At 72.2% G+C, this 16,852-nt stretch carries 14 protein-coding genes; 9 read left to right on the forward strand and 5 right to left on the reverse strand.

What is annotated here, in order from left to right:
- The first annotated feature begins 41 nt into the window (after window positions 1–41).
- The 4 genes from ACT3SP_RS04330 (at window position 42) to ACT3SP_RS04345 (ending at window position 4,131) form a co-directional block, all read left to right on the forward strand.
- Entirely contained in the window at window positions 42–806 is a 765-nt protein-coding gene (locus ACT3SP_RS04330) for a GntR family transcriptional regulator (RefSeq protein ID WP_444586015.1), read from the forward strand.
- 103 nt (window positions 807–909) lie between these two features.
- The gene (locus ACT3SP_RS04335) at window positions 910–1,938 is read left to right on the forward strand and encodes a zinc-dependent alcohol dehydrogenase (RefSeq protein WP_444586016.1); all 1,029 of its coding nucleotides are present in this window, start codon (window positions 910–912) and stop codon (window positions 1,936–1,938) included.
- 149 nt (window positions 1,939–2,087) lie between these two features.
- Window positions 2,088–3,440: a gluconate:H+ symporter gene (locus ACT3SP_RS04340; protein WP_444586017.1), complete on the forward strand. Its 1,353-nt coding sequence runs from the start codon at window positions 2,088–2,090 to the stop codon at window positions 3,438–3,440.
- A 496-nt stretch (window positions 3,441–3,936) separates the two neighbouring features.
- Window positions 3,937–4,131, forward strand: a complete 195-nt coding sequence (locus ACT3SP_RS04345; RefSeq protein WP_444586018.1) for a hypothetical protein — start codon at window positions 3,937–3,939, stop codon at window positions 4,129–4,131.
- Between the two features lie 76 nt (window positions 4,132–4,207).
- Here the strand turns inward: ACT3SP_RS04345 and ACT3SP_RS04350 are convergent, their stop codons facing one another.
- Entirely contained in the window at window positions 4,208–5,809 is a 1,602-nt protein-coding gene (locus ACT3SP_RS04350; RefSeq protein WP_444586019.1) for a M81 family metallopeptidase, read from the reverse strand.
- Window positions 5,810–5,907: 98 nt separating this feature from the next.
- Here ACT3SP_RS04350 and ACT3SP_RS04355 point away from each other — a divergent pair, with 98 nt between their 5' ends.
- From ACT3SP_RS04355 to ACT3SP_RS04365, 3 genes are all read left to right on the forward strand, one after another.
- Window positions 5,908–7,287: an alpha-L-fucosidase gene (locus tag ACT3SP_RS04355; protein WP_444586020.1), complete on the forward strand. Its 1,380-nt coding sequence runs from the start codon at window positions 5,908–5,910 to the stop codon at window positions 7,285–7,287.
- Between the two features lie 98 nt (window positions 7,288–7,385).
- Window positions 7,386–8,915, forward strand: a complete 1,530-nt coding sequence (locus tag ACT3SP_RS04360) for an FAD-dependent monooxygenase (RefSeq protein WP_444586021.1) — start codon at window positions 7,386–7,388, stop codon at window positions 8,913–8,915.
- A gap of 174 nt (window positions 8,916–9,089) precedes the next feature.
- Window positions 9,090–9,800 (forward strand): TetR/AcrR family transcriptional regulator, encoded by a 711-nt coding sequence (locus ACT3SP_RS04365; RefSeq protein WP_444586022.1) that lies wholly within the window; start codon window positions 9,090–9,092, stop codon window positions 9,798–9,800.
- Between the two features lie 23 nt (window positions 9,801–9,823).
- Here ACT3SP_RS04365 and ACT3SP_RS04370 read toward each other — a convergent pair whose 3' ends face one another.
- Window positions 9,824–10,576 (reverse strand): TSUP family transporter, encoded by a 753-nt coding sequence (locus ACT3SP_RS04370; protein WP_444586023.1) that lies wholly within the window; start codon window positions 10,574–10,576, stop codon window positions 9,824–9,826.
- Between the two features lie 296 nt (window positions 10,577–10,872).
- On the opposite strand from ACT3SP_RS04370, the gene ACT3SP_RS04375 reads away from it, so the two are divergent.
- Window positions 10,873–11,706 (forward strand): aldo/keto reductase, encoded by an 834-nt coding sequence (locus ACT3SP_RS04375; protein ID WP_444586024.1) that lies wholly within the window; start codon window positions 10,873–10,875, stop codon window positions 11,704–11,706.
- A gap of 69 nt (window positions 11,707–11,775) precedes the next feature.
- Here the strand turns inward: ACT3SP_RS04375 and ACT3SP_RS04380 are convergent, their stop codons facing one another.
- The 3 genes from ACT3SP_RS04380 to ACT3SP_RS04390 all read right to left on the reverse strand — a co-directional run bounded on the left by ACT3SP_RS04380 (window position 11,776) and on the right by ACT3SP_RS04390 (window position 15,204).
- Window positions 11,776–12,927, reverse strand: coding sequence for a serine hydrolase domain-containing protein (locus ACT3SP_RS04380; RefSeq protein ID WP_444586025.1), 1,152 nt, complete (start codon window positions 12,925–12,927; stop codon window positions 11,776–11,778).
- 73 nt (window positions 12,928–13,000) lie between these two features.
- Entirely contained in the window at window positions 13,001–14,437 is a 1,437-nt protein-coding gene (locus tag ACT3SP_RS04385) for a family 4 glycosyl hydrolase (RefSeq protein ID WP_444586026.1), read from the reverse strand.
- Window positions 14,434–15,204 (reverse strand): DeoR/GlpR family DNA-binding transcription regulator, encoded by a 771-nt coding sequence (locus ACT3SP_RS04390; RefSeq protein WP_444586027.1) that lies wholly within the window; start codon window positions 15,202–15,204, stop codon window positions 14,434–14,436. Before ACT3SP_RS04390 ends, ACT3SP_RS04385 begins: the two co-directional genes overlap by 4 nt.
- Window positions 15,205–15,365: 161 nt before the next feature.
- Between ACT3SP_RS04390 and ACT3SP_RS04395 the strand changes: the two genes are divergently transcribed.
- Window positions 15,366–16,727, forward strand: coding sequence for an ABC transporter substrate-binding protein (locus ACT3SP_RS04395; RefSeq protein WP_444586028.1), 1,362 nt, complete (start codon window positions 15,366–15,368; stop codon window positions 16,725–16,727).
- Window positions 16,728–16,852 lie beyond the last annotated feature (125 nt).

Raw genomic sequence — 16,852 nt, forward strand, 5'->3', positions numbered from 1 at the left:
CCGCCCCCGGCTCGCCCGCCCCTCGATCACAGGAGGTCGTCATGGACGATGAGCCCCGCTCCGCGAGCGGTCCCCTCACGCTCGACCTCGCCGTGGACCGCACCAGCCAGACCCCGCTGTACCTGCAGCTGGCCGGCGGCATCGAGGAGGCGATCCGCAGCGGGACCCTGCCGCCGGGCAGCCGGCTCGAGAACGAGCTCGCGCTCTCCAAGCGGCTGAAGCTCTCCCGGCCGACGGTCCGCCAGGGCATCCAGGAGCTCGTGGACAAGGGCATGCTGGTGCGCAAGCGCGGCGTGGGCACCCAGGTGGTGCAGGCGCCCGTGAACCGTCAGGTGGCGCTGACCTCGCTGTACGACGACCTGCGCACCGCCGGGAAGGCACCGCGCACCGAGGTGGTCGAGTACCGGGTGGGGCGCCCCTCGCCGCAGGCCGTGGACCGCCTGCAGCTGCCCGCGGGGGAGCAGGTGCTGGACCTCATCCGGGTGCGCTACGCCGACGGGGAGCCGCTCGCGGTGCTGCGCAACACCATCCCCGAGCGGATCGCGCCCTCCCGCGAGGCGCTCGCCGCCTCGGGCCTGTACGCCTGCCTGCGGGACGCCGGGATCACCACGGTGCTCGCCCACGAGCGGATCGGCGCCACCGTCGCGGACGAGGAGCTCGCCGAGCTGCTCGACGAGGAGGTCGGCGCCCCGCTGCTGACCATGGAGCGGAAGTCCTTCGCGAACGACGGCACGGTCGTGGAGTTCGGCGACCACGTCTACCGCGCCTCGCGCTACTCCTTCGAGGTCACGCTCGTCGACTCCTGAGAGGACGGAGCACCACCTCGCTCGCGCTCTGTGCACGCCGACGCGGAGGGCACTGTCCCTCGACCGCGCCCGACCACCACCGATCCCATGATCAGGAGACGAGATGGCCACCACCCTTCCTTCGACCGAGCAGACGATGACCGCAGCGGTGAAGGAGTCCGCCGGCCCTGAGGGTGTGGTCGTGACGGAGGTGCCCGTCCCCGTGACCGTGCCTGGCTCGGCCCGGGTCGAGATCGCCGCGACGGGGATCTGCGGCACGGACGTCCACGTCGCGCACGACGAGTACGGCTACGAGCCCCCGGTGGTGATGGGCCACGAGTTCACCGGCACCGTCGTCGAGGTCGGCGCGGAGTCCGACGTGGACTGGGTGGGCCGGCGCGTGGTGTGCGAGACGTACTTCGCGACGTGCGAGACCTGCCGCTGGTGTCGTGCCGGCCGCCGCAACCTCTGCCCCTCGCGCCGTTCGCTGGGCAGCTACGAGCACGGAGGCTTCGCGCAGTTCGTGGTGCTGCCCGTGCAGAATCTCCACGAGGTCCCCGAGCATCTGGGCGACCTCGACGGGGCACTCGCCGAACCGCTGGCGTGCGTGGCCCAGTGCCTGCTGGACCCGCCCGTCGTGCAGGCCGGGGACCGTGTGCTGGTCACCGGCCCGGGCGCGATGGGGCAGCTCACCGCCCAGGTCGCCCGTGCCCTCGGCGGCGAGGTCACGATGACCGGACTCGCGCAGGACCAGGCACGGCTGCAGGTCGCGGAGAGCCTCGGCGCGGCGACCACGACCGGCGATGTCGAGCCGGGTGGCTTCGACGTGGTCCTCGAATGCTCGGGCAGCGCGGCGGCGGCGAACGTCGCCTTCGAGGCCGTCCGCCGCGGGGGACGGTACGTGCAGGTCGGCATCTTCGGCAGTGACGTCACCCTGCCTGCGGACCAGATCCTCTACAAGGAGCTCATCATCACCAGCGGCTTCGCCTCCACAGCCGCCTCGTGGCGCTCCGCGATGCGGCTGATCGCGACCGGCCAGGTCGCCCTCGCACCGCTGATCACGCGGCAGGTTCCGCTGTCCCGGTTCCCGGAGGCGCTGCGGGCGGCGGAGGCCGGTGAGGGCCTGAAGACCGTCGTGCTCCCGAAGGCCTGAGCTCTCGACCATCGCGCGGACCAGGGAACGCGCAGCTCTGACCATCCGTACCCTGTTCAGGACCGTTCTCCGGGCGCGGCAGCCCGGGGCGCAGACGATACAGCGCGTCCTTCGGTTCCGTTCTCCCCACCCCCGACGAAGGAACTCCCATGCCCCTCGTACTGACCGCGATCGGCGTCCTGCTCCTCCTGCTCCTCGTGATGAGGTTCAGGGTCCACCCCTTCATCGCCCTGGCCGTCTCGACGATCGTGCTCGCGGTGATGCTGCGGGTCCCGCCGCTGGAGACGGTCGACGCCCTCCAGGACGGCTTCGGCGGCACCTTGGCGACGGCGGGCCTCATCTTCGGGTTCGGGGCGCTGCTCGGGCGCCTGCTCGGTGACGGCGGCGGCTCCCAGCGGATCGCCCTCACCCTGATCGAGACCTTCGGCGCCCGGAACACCCAGTGGGCCGTGGTCGCCGCGGCGCTGATCCTCGGCATCGCCCTCTTCTTCGAGGTCGGCATCGTGCTGCTGGTCCCGATCGTCTACCAGATGGCGAAGCAGACCAAGCTCAACCTGGTGTGGCTCGGCCTGCCGATGGCGACCGGCCTCTCGGTCATGCACGCCTTCCTCCCGCCGACACCGGGGCCCACCGTCGTCACCCTCGAGTTCGGGGCGCCGATCATGATGGTGATCCTCTACGGCGCCATCGTCGCCCTGCCCACCACCGTCATCGCCGGCCCCCTCTTCGTGCGGGCCGCCCGCCGGTACGTGCCCTCGGCCTTCGAGTCCAAGCAGATCGGCACCCTCGCGAAGGCCGCCGACTCCCGCGAGTTCACCGAGGAGGAGCTGCCGGGATTCGGGATCAGCCTGCTGACGGCGCTGTTCCCGGTGATCCTGCTGCTGGGCGCCGGCGTGGTGACCATCGTGCAGTCGGCCGGGGGCCTGCCGGAGAGCTACGTCGTCGACGTGATCAGCATGCTGGGCCAGCCCAGCGTGGTGATGATGCTGTCGGTGCTGTTCGCCATGGTGACGATGGGTCTCGGTCGCGGGCGCACGATGGGCGAGATCTACGAGTCCATGGAGTCCGCCGCCAAGGCGATCGGCATGCTGATCCTGATCCTGGGCATCTCCGGATCGCTCAAGGAGGTCCTCCTGGTGGGCGGCGTCGGGGACTTCGTCGCCGACCTGATGGAGGGTGCTCCCGTCTCACCGCTGATCCTGGCGTGGCTGGTCGCGGCGCTCATCCGGCTCGCCCAGGGGTCCGCCACGGTGGCGGCGCTGACGTCGGTCGGGATCATGCTGCCCATCGTCGAGTCGACCTCCGTCGACGCGGCTCTGGTGGTGCTGGCCGTCGGCGCGGGCTCGATCATCGCCTCCCACGTCAACGACACCGGGTTCTGGATCGTCAAGGAGTCCTTCGGGCTGTCCGTGAAGGAGACCCTGCTGACCTGGACCGTGCTCGAGACGATCATCTCGGTCTGCGGGCTGGTCTTCGTGCTCCTGCTGAGCCTGGTCGTCTAGACCGCCGCGCCCCGCCTCGCCATCGTGGTGACCGGCGGGTCTGGTGCGTCGGTGTTCCATGGAGGGAACAGGAGCGCACCACACCTGCGGGTCGTGCCGGGGCGCGTGGACCGCGAGCCCGATCGGGGGAGCCTCGCGCACGACCCGGAGCTCGTGGTCATCCGGCGGCCCGCGTGCGCGATGATCGGGGGATGGAACCCCGATGATGCGTCTTCCACCAGCGCACGGAGCACGATGCCGCGATCAGCGCCCTGGATCCTCTGAGCGCGCTCGAGCACTCCGACCCGCAGGCCTTCGCCCGGGCGATCCCCGTTCCAGGTGCCGGGGACCGACCGGGACGTGTCCGTGGTCCGGCTCGACCCCGCAGCGGACCTTGCGGGAGTGCAGCGGACGGCAGTAGCTTCCGAGGAGTCATCAAGGGGTCTTGCGCGACGCATGATCGGGTCGCTCGCGGCGGCCTCGGTCGCTCCGGCCCGGATCGCTGAGAGGGGAGACCGTGGACACGTCGATCCGTCGGTTCCTGGTGCCGTTCATCGTGATGGTGCTGTCCGGGGCGACCCTGATCCTGCTGCTGCCCGGCGTCATCCACGAGCGCAGTGCAGTTCCGGTCTGGGTTCTCGTGCTCCTCGGCGGAATCGCGGTCGCCAGCGCACTCCGTGCGCGGCGGGTGACGCCGGAGACCACGTCCTGACGCGGACTGCCCCACCGATACCCACCACCGGATCCACGAGCGCTGCACGGTCCGGAAGGGCGAGCGCCCGACCGCCTCAGCGCTCGCCGCGCTCCGTTCCCCGGAGCACCGCCCCGCCGCCCGTGACCACACCTTCCGCCGTCGGCGCCGGGATCTCGGGGTCGAAGGGGATCATGGGCCGGGCGATCCGCTCGTGGCCCAGGCGCAGCAGGTCCTGGTCCACGCCGCCCGGGGTCAGGGCCAGCAGCCAGTCCGCGGCGGCCTCGTACTGCTCGGGCTCGAGGTAGCCCATCTTCACGGTGACCACGTCGAAGCCGGTCATGGACAGTCCGAGCCGCGAGAACATCGCGCGGGTCGCCCATTGGGAGCGGCGCGCGGTGACGACGACGGTGAGCCCGGTCGCGGGAGAGTCGGCGAGGGAGGCCGACGGGCCGGCCTCCGCCACCGGCCGGTCCAACACGCGCAGCGCGGCGGCGCGGCCCGTCGGCCCCGACTCGTCGAGGGCGGCGACCTCGACGGCGAGCGGCACCGGGCCCGGGTCGCGGGCGTCGATCCGACCGCCCACCGCCACCTCGAGCCGCCCGCCGACCCCGGCCTCCCAGGCGGCATCGGTCGTCGCCGGGTCGACGAGGGAGACCATCAGCGCGCTCACGTCGCCGGCGCGGATCTCCTCCCGTGCGGCGAGGCGGGCCAGGCAGCAGGTGGTGTCGTCGGCCCCGCCGGCGCCCGGGTTGTCCCCGGAGTCGGAGATCCAGAACGGCCGGGCCTCCGAGCGGATCGCGCGGTCGAGGCACTCGTCGAAGCTGCCGGTGGGGGCGACGAACTCGAACTCGTGCCGCACCTCCCACAGCGCGGTGGCGAGCTCGAGCGCTGCGGCCTCGACCGCGGCGGCGTCCGCGCCGTGGGCGACGATCGCGGCCTGGCAGCGGGGCTGGTCCGCCCAGGCGAAGCCGATCCAGCAGGACACGTCCGTGACCCCGGCGCGCGCCGTGAGCTCGGGGATCCGGGCGTAGAGGGACGCGGCCGGTTCGATGCGGGTGGAGGTCTTCTCCCCGGGCAGCAGGATCGGCACGTGCACGAGGGCCTTGTGGGGGAGCGGTCCGCCCTCGCGCACGGACCTCGCCGCCTCGACCAGGTCCCGCAGGCCGCGCTCACGGGTCTCCCAGGCGTCGATGTGCGGGGCGTGGCGATAGCAGGTCAGCAGGTCGCAGGCCGCGAACAGGGTGGGGGAGACGTTCCCGTGCAGGTCCATCGCGGTGCCCACCACGGTGTCCGGCCCGATCGCTGCACGGATCGCGGTGATCAGGTCGCCCTCGGCGTCCTCGAGCCCCACCACGCTCATGGCGCCGTGGATGTCGAAGAAGAAGCCGTCCAGCGGCGCGCTCTCCACGGCGGCGGCGAGGCCTGCGACGATCTCCGCCTTCCATCCCTCGTAGGCCTCGCGGTCCAGCTGCCCGCCGGGCAGGGCGCGGGCGTGGAGCACGCCCACGTACTCCGCCGCCGGCACCTCGAAGGGGTAGCGCTCCAGGATCTGCTCGGTGCCGCGGCGCACCTCGAAGTCCGCCTCCCCGGAGCGGTAGGGCGTGAAGGTGGAGGACTCGATCGCGATCCCGGCGATGCCGATGCGGGGGCGGTCGGAGGAGGGCCGCGCGATCGCAGGCGTGGTCGTCGCAGTCATGTGGGCTCCCGGAGCTTAAGCGGTTGATAGCGTGGTGGCCATCCTCGCACCGGGCCGACGTCGCCGCCAGGGGGGGGATCGCCGCGAAGGAGTGCCCGATGATCAGCTTCGACGACCGCCACGGACCGGCCGATGCCGCCCCCGCGAGCGCCTACCCGGACCTCGCCGTGCCGGACTGGTACCGCGACGCGAAGCTCGGCCTGTTCGTGCACTGGGGCCTGTACTCCGTGCCGGCCTGGGCCGACGTTCTGGATCGCCGCGACGTCACCGCCACGAACGCCTACGCCCGCCACCAGTACGCCGAGTGGTACGCGAACACCGTGCGCATCGAGGGCAGCCCCACCCGGCAGCGGCATGAGCGGCTGTACGGCGTGGGCAGTTCCTACGAGGACTTCGCCGACGAGTGGCACCCCGCTCCCGACGCCGCCGCCGGGATCGTCGACCTCGCCCGGCGCGCCGGTGCCCGCTACCTCGTGCCCACCGCCAAGCACCACGACGGCTTCTGCCTCTGGGACAGCGCCACCACACCCTTCACCGCCGCACGGCGCGGCCCGGGCCGCGACCTCCTCGCCGAGCTGGCCGAAGCCGCGCGCGGGGCCGGGCTGCGGCTGGGGCTGTACTACTCCGGCGCCCATGACTGGCATGTGAGCGAGTTCCCGCCCCTGACCTCGAACGACGAGCTGTTCGCTCTGCGCCGCAACGACCCCGCCTTCGCGAGCTTCGCCGCCGCGCAGCTGCGAGAGCTCATCGCCCGCTTCGCCCCGGACATCCTGTGGAACGACATCGACTGGCCCGACGCCGGCAAGTTCGACGGCCCCGACTCCCTCCAGCAGCTCTTCCGCGAGCACCTCGCCGCCACGCCCGACGGCATGGTCAACGACCGCTGGGGCGTGCCCGCCCACGGCGTGCTCACCCGCGAGTACCAGGACATCGACACCGTGCAGGACGAGGTCTTCGAGTCCACCCGCGGCCTGGGGCTCTCCTTCGGGTGCAACGCCGACGAATCCGCCGAGCACGCCCTGGACGGCGCGTCACTGATCCGCCTTCTGGTCGACGTGGTCTCGAAGAACGGGAACCTGCTGATCAACGTCGGCCCCCGCGCCGACGGCTCGATCCCCGCGCTGCAGTCCGCCGCGCTCGAGCAGCTGGGGGAGTGGCTCGCGGTGCACGGCGCAGCGATCCACGGGACGCGTCCCTGGTTCCACGAGGCGGTGCGCACCCCGCCGGCAGGGGTGCGGTTCACGCTCGGGACGGCGGCCGACGGCGGCGAGGTGCTCCACGCGCTGCTGCTCGACCCCTCCGCGGGGCCGGTGACGCTGGACGCGCGGGTCTCCGCCGCCGTGCGGAGAACCGCCGCCGTGAAGGAGGTCAGAGATGGGGGCGGGGCGCCGGGTCACAGTCTCATCGGTGATCACGTCGTCCTGCACCCCGGCGATGAGAGCCGTTCCGTCGCCGTGGTGACGTTGGAGCAGAGGTGACCCGTTCGGCGCTCACAGTGCTCCGGATCGGCCCTTGCCGTCGGAACGCACCGATGCTTCAATAAACCAACTGCCGGTTTGTTTATTGAAGGAGAGGCATGACTCGCACGGACGGGCCCGCAACTCCCTCCGCGCCTGTGCTGATCGTCGGCGCAGGTCCGACGGGCCTGACGGCGGCCCTCGTTCTCGCGCAATCCGGCGTGCCGTGCCGGATCCTCGACAAGCGATCCGAAGCCGGTCACAGCTCTCGCGCCCTCGGCCTCCAGGCCCGTTCGATGGAGGTGCTCGCCGGTCTGGGCGTCACCGACGAGATCGAACGGATGGCCTACCGCTTGCGGGGCTCGAGCATCATGAAAGGCCGTCGACGGGTGGTCACCTTGGACTGGGTGCCGCCCGAGAGCCGCTTCCCCTACACCTATGTCCTGCCACAGGCCGGGCTGGAGGAGATCCTGCGCACGAGGCTCGCAGCGCTCGGGGTGGAGGTCGAGCGCGAGATCGAGATCGTCGACGTCCGGGCCGACGGCGGCGGTGTCGTGGCCGAGCTCGCCGGCGGCGCCTCCCTCTCCGCCGACTGGCTGATCGGCGCCGACGGTGCTCGAAGCGCGGTGCGCACGGCCCTCGGGATCGGCTTCCCCGAGTACGCGACCGGCGAGGTCTACCACCTCGCCGACGCGGTCCTGGACCTGCCGATCGAGCTGGACGACGGAGCGATGTGGCTGGGTCCGGACGGGCCGCTGATGCTGATGCGGCTGCCGGGGGACGACAGGCTGTGGCGCGTCTTCGTCGACGTCACCGACGCCTCCCGGGGGGCGGACCTCCCGCCGCTGGAGGCCGCCGCGCTCACCCGATTGCTCGAGGCGCGCGGACCGGGCGGCATCACGGTGGACGAGCTGCAGTGGTCCTCCGTCTTCCGCACCCGGATGGGCCTGGCGGACTCCTATCGCAGCGGCCGCGTGCTGCTCGCGGGCGACGCGACGCACGTCTTCCCGCCGTTCGGAGGGCAGGGCATGAACCTCGGCATCCAGGACGCGGTCAACCTCGCGTGGAGGCTCACGGCCGTGCTCCGCGGCGCCGGCGCGAGCCTGCTGGATCGCTACGAGCGGGAACGCCGCCCGGTGGCGGATGCGGTGATCGACGATGTGGAGGGGCGCCGCCGGCTGTACGCGCTGCGCCATCCCGTCGCCCGTGCCGGCCGCGACGTGCTGCTGGGGCTCGGAGGTCGCAGCCGACGGCTCGAGCGGCGCAGCAGCCTCCAGAACTCGCAGCTGAACATCAGCTACCGCGACCGCACCCCGGGCGGCGATCATGGCCCGTCCCCGCGCCCCGGCGACCGCGCGCCGCACGCCCGGGTCGGTGACACCTCTCTCCACGAGCTGTTCGGGCCGGACCACGCCACGCTGCTGCTGTGCGGCCTGGAGGCCGGATCCAGCCTGCTCAGCGCCGGCGCTGAGGTCAGGATCGTGCATCTCTCCGGTGCGGACGGCTCCGATCGGGAGTCGTGCGAGAGGTACGGCTTCGGGCCTGCTGGCGAGGGATGGGTGCTCGTGAGACCCGACGGATACGTTGCCGCGCGCGGAGCGGAACTCGCGAAGCTCCAGGGGGCGCTCGAGGCGATGTCCATCGGCTGAGCTGCGACGGACCGTGAGCGGATCCGACCCGTTCGCCCCGATGGGGCGTCCGGTCCTCGAGCGTGGGGTCACCCGGCATCGCGCAGCGCCCTGGTGGGAGGTCATCGCGACGTTGCGCGGTCGCCGAGTGCGTGGTCCAATCAGCAGACTTTCGGTCTATCGATGGGAGTGCCCGTGGCCCGTACCGTCGACCCCGTCAAGCATGCGGAGCGACGTTCCGCCATCCTGGACGCCGCAGCACGCCTGATCGCGGCCCAGGGCTACGAAGCGTTGACGATCGCCGACGTGCTCGTCGAGGCCGAGGTGTCCAAGGGGGCGCTCTACCACTACTTCGCCGGCAAGGAGGAGCTGCTCGTCGGGGTGATCGAACGTCGCATCGATGCCTGGGGGACGGCGATCGATGCCGCCGTGGCCCGGGCGGACGATCCTGGGGAACGCCTCGTCGCCCTGGTCCGCGCCCTGGTGACCGCCAAGACGGAGGATCTCACGCTGCTGCTCGGAGCAATGCCGCAGCTCGACGCATCCGGTAATGCCGCGCTCTTCCTGCAGCTCCGCCGTGCCGCCTCCGAGCGCTTCCTCCCCCTGATCGTCACGGCCGTCGCGGAGGGCATCGAGAACGGAGAGTTCCGAGCAGAGTCCGCGCAGAGCGCCGCCAAGGTGGTGCTCTCCCTCCTGCACGAGATGTCCGTCTGCGCCACTCGGGGTCTGCTCGCGGTCGCTGCCGGCGAGGACGCCCGCGAGGAGCTCCGCACCGACATGCGCGCCTACGCCGCCGCGATCCCCATGGTGCTGGGGTCGAGGATCGATCCGACGCGCCTGCTCGAGACGGCGGAGATCGACGGATGGATCGACGCCGTGCTGGCACGCCTCTCGCAGGAGGGCTGAGCCGTCGACGAAGGCTTCGACCCTCACGCCACCAGCAGTCGCAGCCCGGTCCCGAGCGCGAGCAGGGCGCCGACGAAGCCCAGCGCCAGCACCAGGCGCCGGATGGCCTTCTCGGGGAGCCGCTTCTGCACCGCCTCGCCGAGGAAGATCGACACCACCACGGTCACCACGATCGCCAGCCACACCCACCACGGCATGTCCGGCAGCTGGCCGTCGTCCCACGCCCACTTCGAGGCGAAGGACACCGAGGAGATGAGGATCCACAGCGGCTGCAGGGTCGCGACCATCGGCAGCACCGGCCATCGCGACAGCACGGCGTAGACCGTCACCGCGGGCCCGCCCACCCCGCCCAGGACGGTGCCGAGACCGGAGCCGATCCCGGTGACCACCTGCGCGGTGCGCCCCTCGACCGTGGTGTGCACCCGCGCCAGGGCCAGCGAGACCACCAGGCTCAGCAGCACCAGCACGGCCACCACGATGTACAGCGGACCGGGCGGGGAGATCGAGGAGACCCATGCGGCCGCCGGCATCACCGCCACGGCGGGCAGTCCCAGCCACCAGACCTTCGACCACTCGATCTGCGACCAGATCCGCGGCAGCAGCAGGATCGGCATGAGGGTGCCCAGGAAGTTCGCGAGCATGATCCCCTCGTGCGCCCCGATGAGCACCACCGCGTACGGGGCGAAGAGCATGCCGAGCCCGAGTCCCGCCACCCGCTGGATGACGGCGGCGATCAGCACCAGCCCGATGAGCGAGAGGGCCAGGGCCGGGCTCATGGCTCGCCGGCGCCGGTCGCGGCGGGCGGAGGCGAAGGATGCACGGTGCGCTGCTCGTTCCTGGGCTCGGGATCGTCCCTGATCAGGGGACGGGGCATCCCGCGGGGATGCGCCCGCCACGGTATCGGGGAACGTCGCGGGTCGACGTGGCGCGCCGGTCGGTGGACGGGCGGCGGCCGTCGGCCGGGTCGGTGCCGCGTCGGCGCGCGGTCCGGCACCGCCTGCTGGACGGGAGAGCCTCCGGGCGGCGGACGCCCTTAGGGTGGTGGGCAACCGCATACCCAGGAGGCGCTCGCATGACCACCATCCCCGCTCTGCCCTTCCACGACGGCGCATCCGTCCCGCAGCTCGGCTATGGCGTGTGGCAGGTCGAGGACGACGTCGCCGCCGACGTCGTCGTCCAGGCCGTCCGCGCCGGGTACCGGCACATCGACACCGCGGCCGGCTACCGGAACGAGGGCGGCGTGGGCCGGGCCGTGAAGGACTCCGGGCTCCCGCGCGAGGACCTCTTCATCACCACCAAGCTCGCCAACGGCGACCAGGGCTTCGACTCGGCGAAGGCCGCGCTCGCGACCTCTCTCGAGAAGCTCGGCACGGACTACGTGGACCTCTACCTCATCCACTGGGCGAGCCCCCAGCGCGGGACGTACCTCGAGTCCTGGAAGGCCCTCATCGAGCTGCAGAAGGAGGGGAAGGCGAGGTCCATCGGCGTCTCCAACTTCCCGATCGAGCAGCTCGAGGAGATCATCGCCGAGACCGGGGTGGTGCCCGTGATGCACCAGATCGAGCTGCACCCCGAGTTCCAGCAGTCCGCGCTGCGCGCCTACCACGCCGACAAGGGGATCCTCACCGAGGCCTGGTCACCGCTGGGGCAGGGCGGCGACATCCTGCAGAACCCGGTGATCACCGAGATCGCCGCTGCGCACGGTGCCGACGCCGGTCAGGTGATCATCGCCTGGCACCTGGCCATCGGCAACGTGGTGATCCCCAAGACGGTCACCCCCGCGCGGATCGTCTCGAACTTCGCCGCCGCCGACCTCGAGCTCACGCCCGAGGAGATCGGACGGATCAACGGCCTGGACCGCGCCGACGGCCGCATCGGCGCGGACCCCGCGAACCCGGGGTTCTGACCAGCCCTCCCCGACGCACGACCCCCGACGGTCGACGCCCGACGGGCGATGCCCGACGGGGCGACGGGCTCACGCGATCGCGTCGCGCAGGGCGGTGCAGAGCGCTTCCGCCCGCCCGTCCTGCGGGTCCTCGCTGGGACGGGCCGTGTGATACGCGAAGGACACGTGGTGGGCGGGGTCCGCGAACGCCAGCTGACCTCCCATGCCGTCGTGGCCGAAGCCGCCCGGCCCGGCCATCGGGCGAGCGGGCGAGTCGAGCATGAAGCCGGTGCCCCACCGCGACCCCATGTCGGGGCCGACGAACGGCACGCCGCTCGACTGGACGCGGGTGGCGTCGCGAACCGTGTCCTCGGTGAGCAGACGGACGCCGTCGACCTCACCGACCGTCGCGGCGTAGAGGCGGGCCAGGTCCCGGGCGGTCGCCGTGAGGTTGGCGGCGGGGAGCTCCGCGGCGACGAGGTCGGGCGCGGTCAGCGCGGTGAACAGCTCGGCGCCCTCGAAGGCGCTGCCGAGCGTCATGGCCCGCTGGACCTGCGGATCGTTCAGCACCGCGAGGAGGTCGTCGTCGAACGAGCCGGCGTCGGCCGGCAGCGCGGGGAGCAGGGGGATCATGTCCGAGGCGTCCGCGGTGCTCCCGAAGCGGAGGCCGAGCCCCAGGGCGGGGTTGATGACCTGCTGCAGCCACTCGTTCGGTCGCAGTCCTGTCGCGCGCCGCAGCACCTCCCCGGCGAGATGCCCGAAGGTGAGGGCGTGGTACAGGTGCGCCTCACCGGGGGTCCATGACGGCGCCTGCTCGGCCAGCTGGTCGACGACCGGCGTCCACTGCCGCAGCATCTCCCGGGTGATGTCCTCGGTCGGTGCGGGCAGACCGGCGCGATGCGCCATCACCTGGCGCACCGTGACCTCCTCCTTCCCGTTCCGGGCGAACTCCGGCCAGTGCACGGCGACAGGTGCGTCGAGGTCGATCAGCCCCTGCTCCACGGCCATGAGGAGGCAGATCGTCGTCACTCCCTTACTGACGGAGAAGACGACGGTGCGCGTCGCCGGGTCCCACGGTCCGAGATCGGTGGACCCGGCCCAGATGTCGACCACCGGGGCCGCGTCGCGATAGATCGTGCAGGACGCGGCGACGTCGCCGCGGTGCGCGAAGTTCTCGAGGAAGGCGTCCGCGACCCCCTCGAATCCTGGGGAGATCGAGCCCTGGAGCTGAACGGTGGACATCGGTTCTTCCTCTCGGTCGGTGCGTCGGTGCGTCGGTGCGTGGGTCGGTGGGTGTGTGGGTCGGTGGGTGCGTTCACCGCGTCGGCGGCTCCGCGATCCCTCCCTCCCCGAGCAGCGCCGCGATCTGCGGATGCCCGGCGATGTAGCCCTCGAGCAGCTTCGCGCCGAGCTCCGGTGAGCTGACCAGCGGGTGGGTCGCGAAGCCGCGCCACGCGGCCTCCCGGGAGCCGGTTACGGCGGCCTCGAGGATCGCTCGCTCGGAGGCGCGCAGGGCGCTCATCATCCCCAGCCGGCCCAGCTCGACCGGGGCGACGGGCTGGGGGTGCACGCCCTCGCCGTCGACCACGCACAGCACCTCGAGCACGGCGTCGGCCGGCAGCTCGGGAACGATCCGCCGCGCCGGGGGAGCATCGGTCGCGGCGGTGACCGCGCCGGCCGGGGCGTTGCCCACGTCGAGGATCATCCGCTCGGGCCGGCCGGTCGCGAGCGCGGTCATCAGCCGCATCGCCACCTCCTGGTAGCCGCCGCCGGCGACGTCCTCCTCGCGCCGCTCCTCGTCCCGGGACTCGGCCATGTAGGTCGCCTCCCGCTCGTGGAGCGTCTCGCGCCAGAGGTCCAGCGGAGAGGTGCAGCAGGAATCGGCGGCCCCGAGGTAGAAGTCGCCCTGCTGCTTGGCGAGGAACTCGCCGCGGGTGGTGGCCGCGGCGGTGATGCGCTCGATCGCCTGCTCGGTGTGCAGGTAGTAGAAGAGGTACTCGTTGGGCAGCGCGCCGTCGGCCCGCACCCAGTCCCTGCCGATCAGCCGTGCCTCCTCGATCTCCTCGAGGGCGGCGTCGTCCGCCAGCAGGCCGGGCAGGCGGTCCTCGCCGTCGATCGTCACCGAGCGCAGCCAGCCCAGATGGTTCAGGCCCACGTAGTCGACGCTCGCGGTGCTGTCCGCGCCCACGAGGTTCGTGCCCAGCAGGCGACCGACGCGCCGCACCAGCCCGATCGGGGTGTCGCAGATGCCCACCACGCGGTCCCCGAGCACGGTGCGCATCGCCTCGGTGACGATCCCGGCGGGGTTGGTGAAGTTGATGACCCAGGCCCCGGGCGCGGCCTCGGCGATCACCCGCGCGGCCTCGAGGGCCACCGGGATCGTGCGCAGCGCGTAGGCGAGGCCGCCGGGGCCGATGGTCTCCTGGCCCAGCAGCCCCAGACCGAGCGCCACCCGCTCGTCGACCGTGCGGGCCTCGGCGCCGCCCACCCGGATCGCGGAGAACACGAAGTCCGCCCCGGCCACCGCCTCGTGCAGGTCCGTGGTGGAGGTCAGGCGGGGCAGGGCGGCGGCGCCCGAGGCGCTCAGCTGCGCGCCGAGCCCTTCGATCACCGCGGTGATGGTGCCCAGGCGCGAGGCGTCGACGTCGTACAGGGCGACCTCGTCCACGGTGAGGCCGGTGGCGGCGGTCGCGACCGCCTCGTAGACGAGCGGGACGCGGAACCCTCCGCCTCCCAGGATGGCGAGCTTCATGGCAGCAGTACCTCCACGTCCTCCCCGTCGGGGAGGGAGATCTGGGCGGGGCGGGGCGGGCGGTCGGTGACCAGGGCGGTGAAGCGGGACAGCCGCGCCACCTCGAGGAAGCCGGAGCCGGGCAGCTTCTCGTGATCGGCCAGCAGGTAGGAGGAGGCGGCGACGTCCAGCAGGCCCCGCTTGATCGGCACCTCGCTGGGGGTGGAGTCCAGCACCGCGCCGTCGGGGCGCACGCCGGCGGCGCCCAGGAACGCACGGTCGACCCGCACCTGGGCCAGTGCGGTCTCGGTGAGGGTGCCGACCATGGAGTCGTAGTTCGGGCGCAGCAGCCCGCCGAGCACCACGATGTCGATGTCGGGGGCGGCGGCGAGCGAGCGCACCACGGCCAGGGATGCGGTGACCACGGTGAGGGAGCGCTCGGCCAGCAGCGGGCACATCGCGGCGACCGTGGTGCCGATGTCGAGGGCGATCACCTCGCCGTCCTCCACCAGGGCGCAGGCGCGGGCCGCGATCGCCTGCTTCGCGGCGGTCGCGGTGCCGGCGACGTCCGCGAAGGAGCGCAGATCGGCCTCGGGGCGCACCGAGCCGCGCAGGGCGGTGGCACCGCCGCGCACCCGTCGCAGGGCGCCGGCCTCGGCGAGCACGTCGAGGTCGCGCCGCACGGTCGCCTCGGAGACGCCCAGGTCAGCGCTGAGCGCGGCGACGGTGACGGTGCCGCGTCGACGGACGAACGCGGCGATCGCCTGGTGGCGCTCCTCGCTCAGCATGGCGTCACCGTAGCACCGGGCGAGCAACTTCGCGCATGTCCGAGCAGAACCGTGCAGACCTGCGCAGTTCATGTCATCATGGTGTCGCGGACCACAACGGCTGGTGCGGGAGACGAGCGGCCGCGACGGCGCGGCTCCGCTGACCACCTCAGGAGGACATCATGCGACGACGGAACTTCCTCGGGACCACCGCTGCGCTCAGCGGCCTCGGGCTCCTGGCGGCCTGCGCCCCCGGCTCCGACAGCGGCGACGGCGGCGACGCCCCCGCTCCGGCGGCCGACGAGGTCGACACCGACATCGACGCCCTCGGCGACATCACCCTGGTGGTGTGGGACCAGGAGGTCCGCGGCGCGCAGAACGACGCCATCGAGGCGCTGATCGACGCGTTCCAGAGCGAGCACCCCACCATCACCGTCGACCGCAACTCGCAGTCCTTCGACGACCTCCAGCAGCAGACCGGCCTGGCGCTGTCCGGCAACGACGTCCCCGACGTGCTCCAGGTCAACAACGCGCGCGGCGACATGGGCTCCTTCGTGGCCGACGGCCTGCTCACCGACCTGTCCGGCTACGCCGAGGCGTACGGCTGGACGGATCGCTTCACCCCCGGCGTGCTGGGCAAGATGAGCTACTCGAACGACGCCGTCACCTTCGGCGAGGGCTCCCTCTACGGCCTGCCCCAGACCGGCGAGATCTGCGGGATCTACTACTCCCAGAAGAAGCTCGACGACCTCGGCATCGAGGCCCCGACGAGCTGGGACGAGGTGTTCGCCCTGGTCGAGGCCGCCGCGGAGGCCGACGAGCAGCCGATCGTGCTGGGCAACCTCGACCAGTGGCCCGCCCTGCACGTCTTCGGCCCGCTGCAGGCCCAGTTCGTGGACGCCGAGACCATCGTGACGCTCGGCATGGGCAATGCCGGCGCGGACTGGACCACCGAGGACAACGTCGCCGCGCTCGAGCAGCTCGCCCAGTGGGGCTCCAGCGGCGCGCTCGGCGACTCCCCGAACGGACTGGCCTACGACGACGCCTGGCCCGCCTTCACCGAGGGCACGGGCGTGCTGCTCATCGGCGGCTCCTGGCTGGGCCCCGACATGGAGGCCGTGATGGGCGAGGACCTGCGCTTCATGGCGCCCCCGCCCGGGGCCGACGGGTCCGTGGCCACCACCGGCGGCACCGGCATCCCCTTCTCGATCCCGTCGGCCGCCGCGAATCCCGCCGCGGCCGCCGCCTTCATCGACTTCATCACCAGCGACGACGCGATGGCGATGATCGCCGACAACGGCGGCATGCCCGTGAACCGCACTGCGGAGCTGGCCCCGGACTCGGGCGTGAACAAGGACATCTACGAGGCCTTCGACGCCGTCTCCACCGACGGCACGCTGCTGCCCTACCTCGACTACGCCACCCCCTCCTTCGCCGACACCGGCGGCGCGACCCTGCAGGAGGTCATCGGCGGGCAGGCCGACGCGGAGGCCGCCGCCGAGGCGCTGCAGGAGGACTACGGCGAGTTCACCGAAGGGTCCTGACCTCCATGACGTCCGGACAGGCCGGCGGGCCCCCGAACGGGACGGGACCTGTTCCCGGCGGGCCGATGGTGAGGCGAGCCGACGCATCTGCCGGCTCACCTCACCATCGGCCCGCGGAGGACACC

This window comes from Brachybacterium sp. AOP43-C2-M15 (genome assembly GCF_052446295.1).
Taxonomy (GTDB): Bacteria; Actinomycetota; Actinomycetes; order Actinomycetales; family Dermabacteraceae; genus Brachybacterium.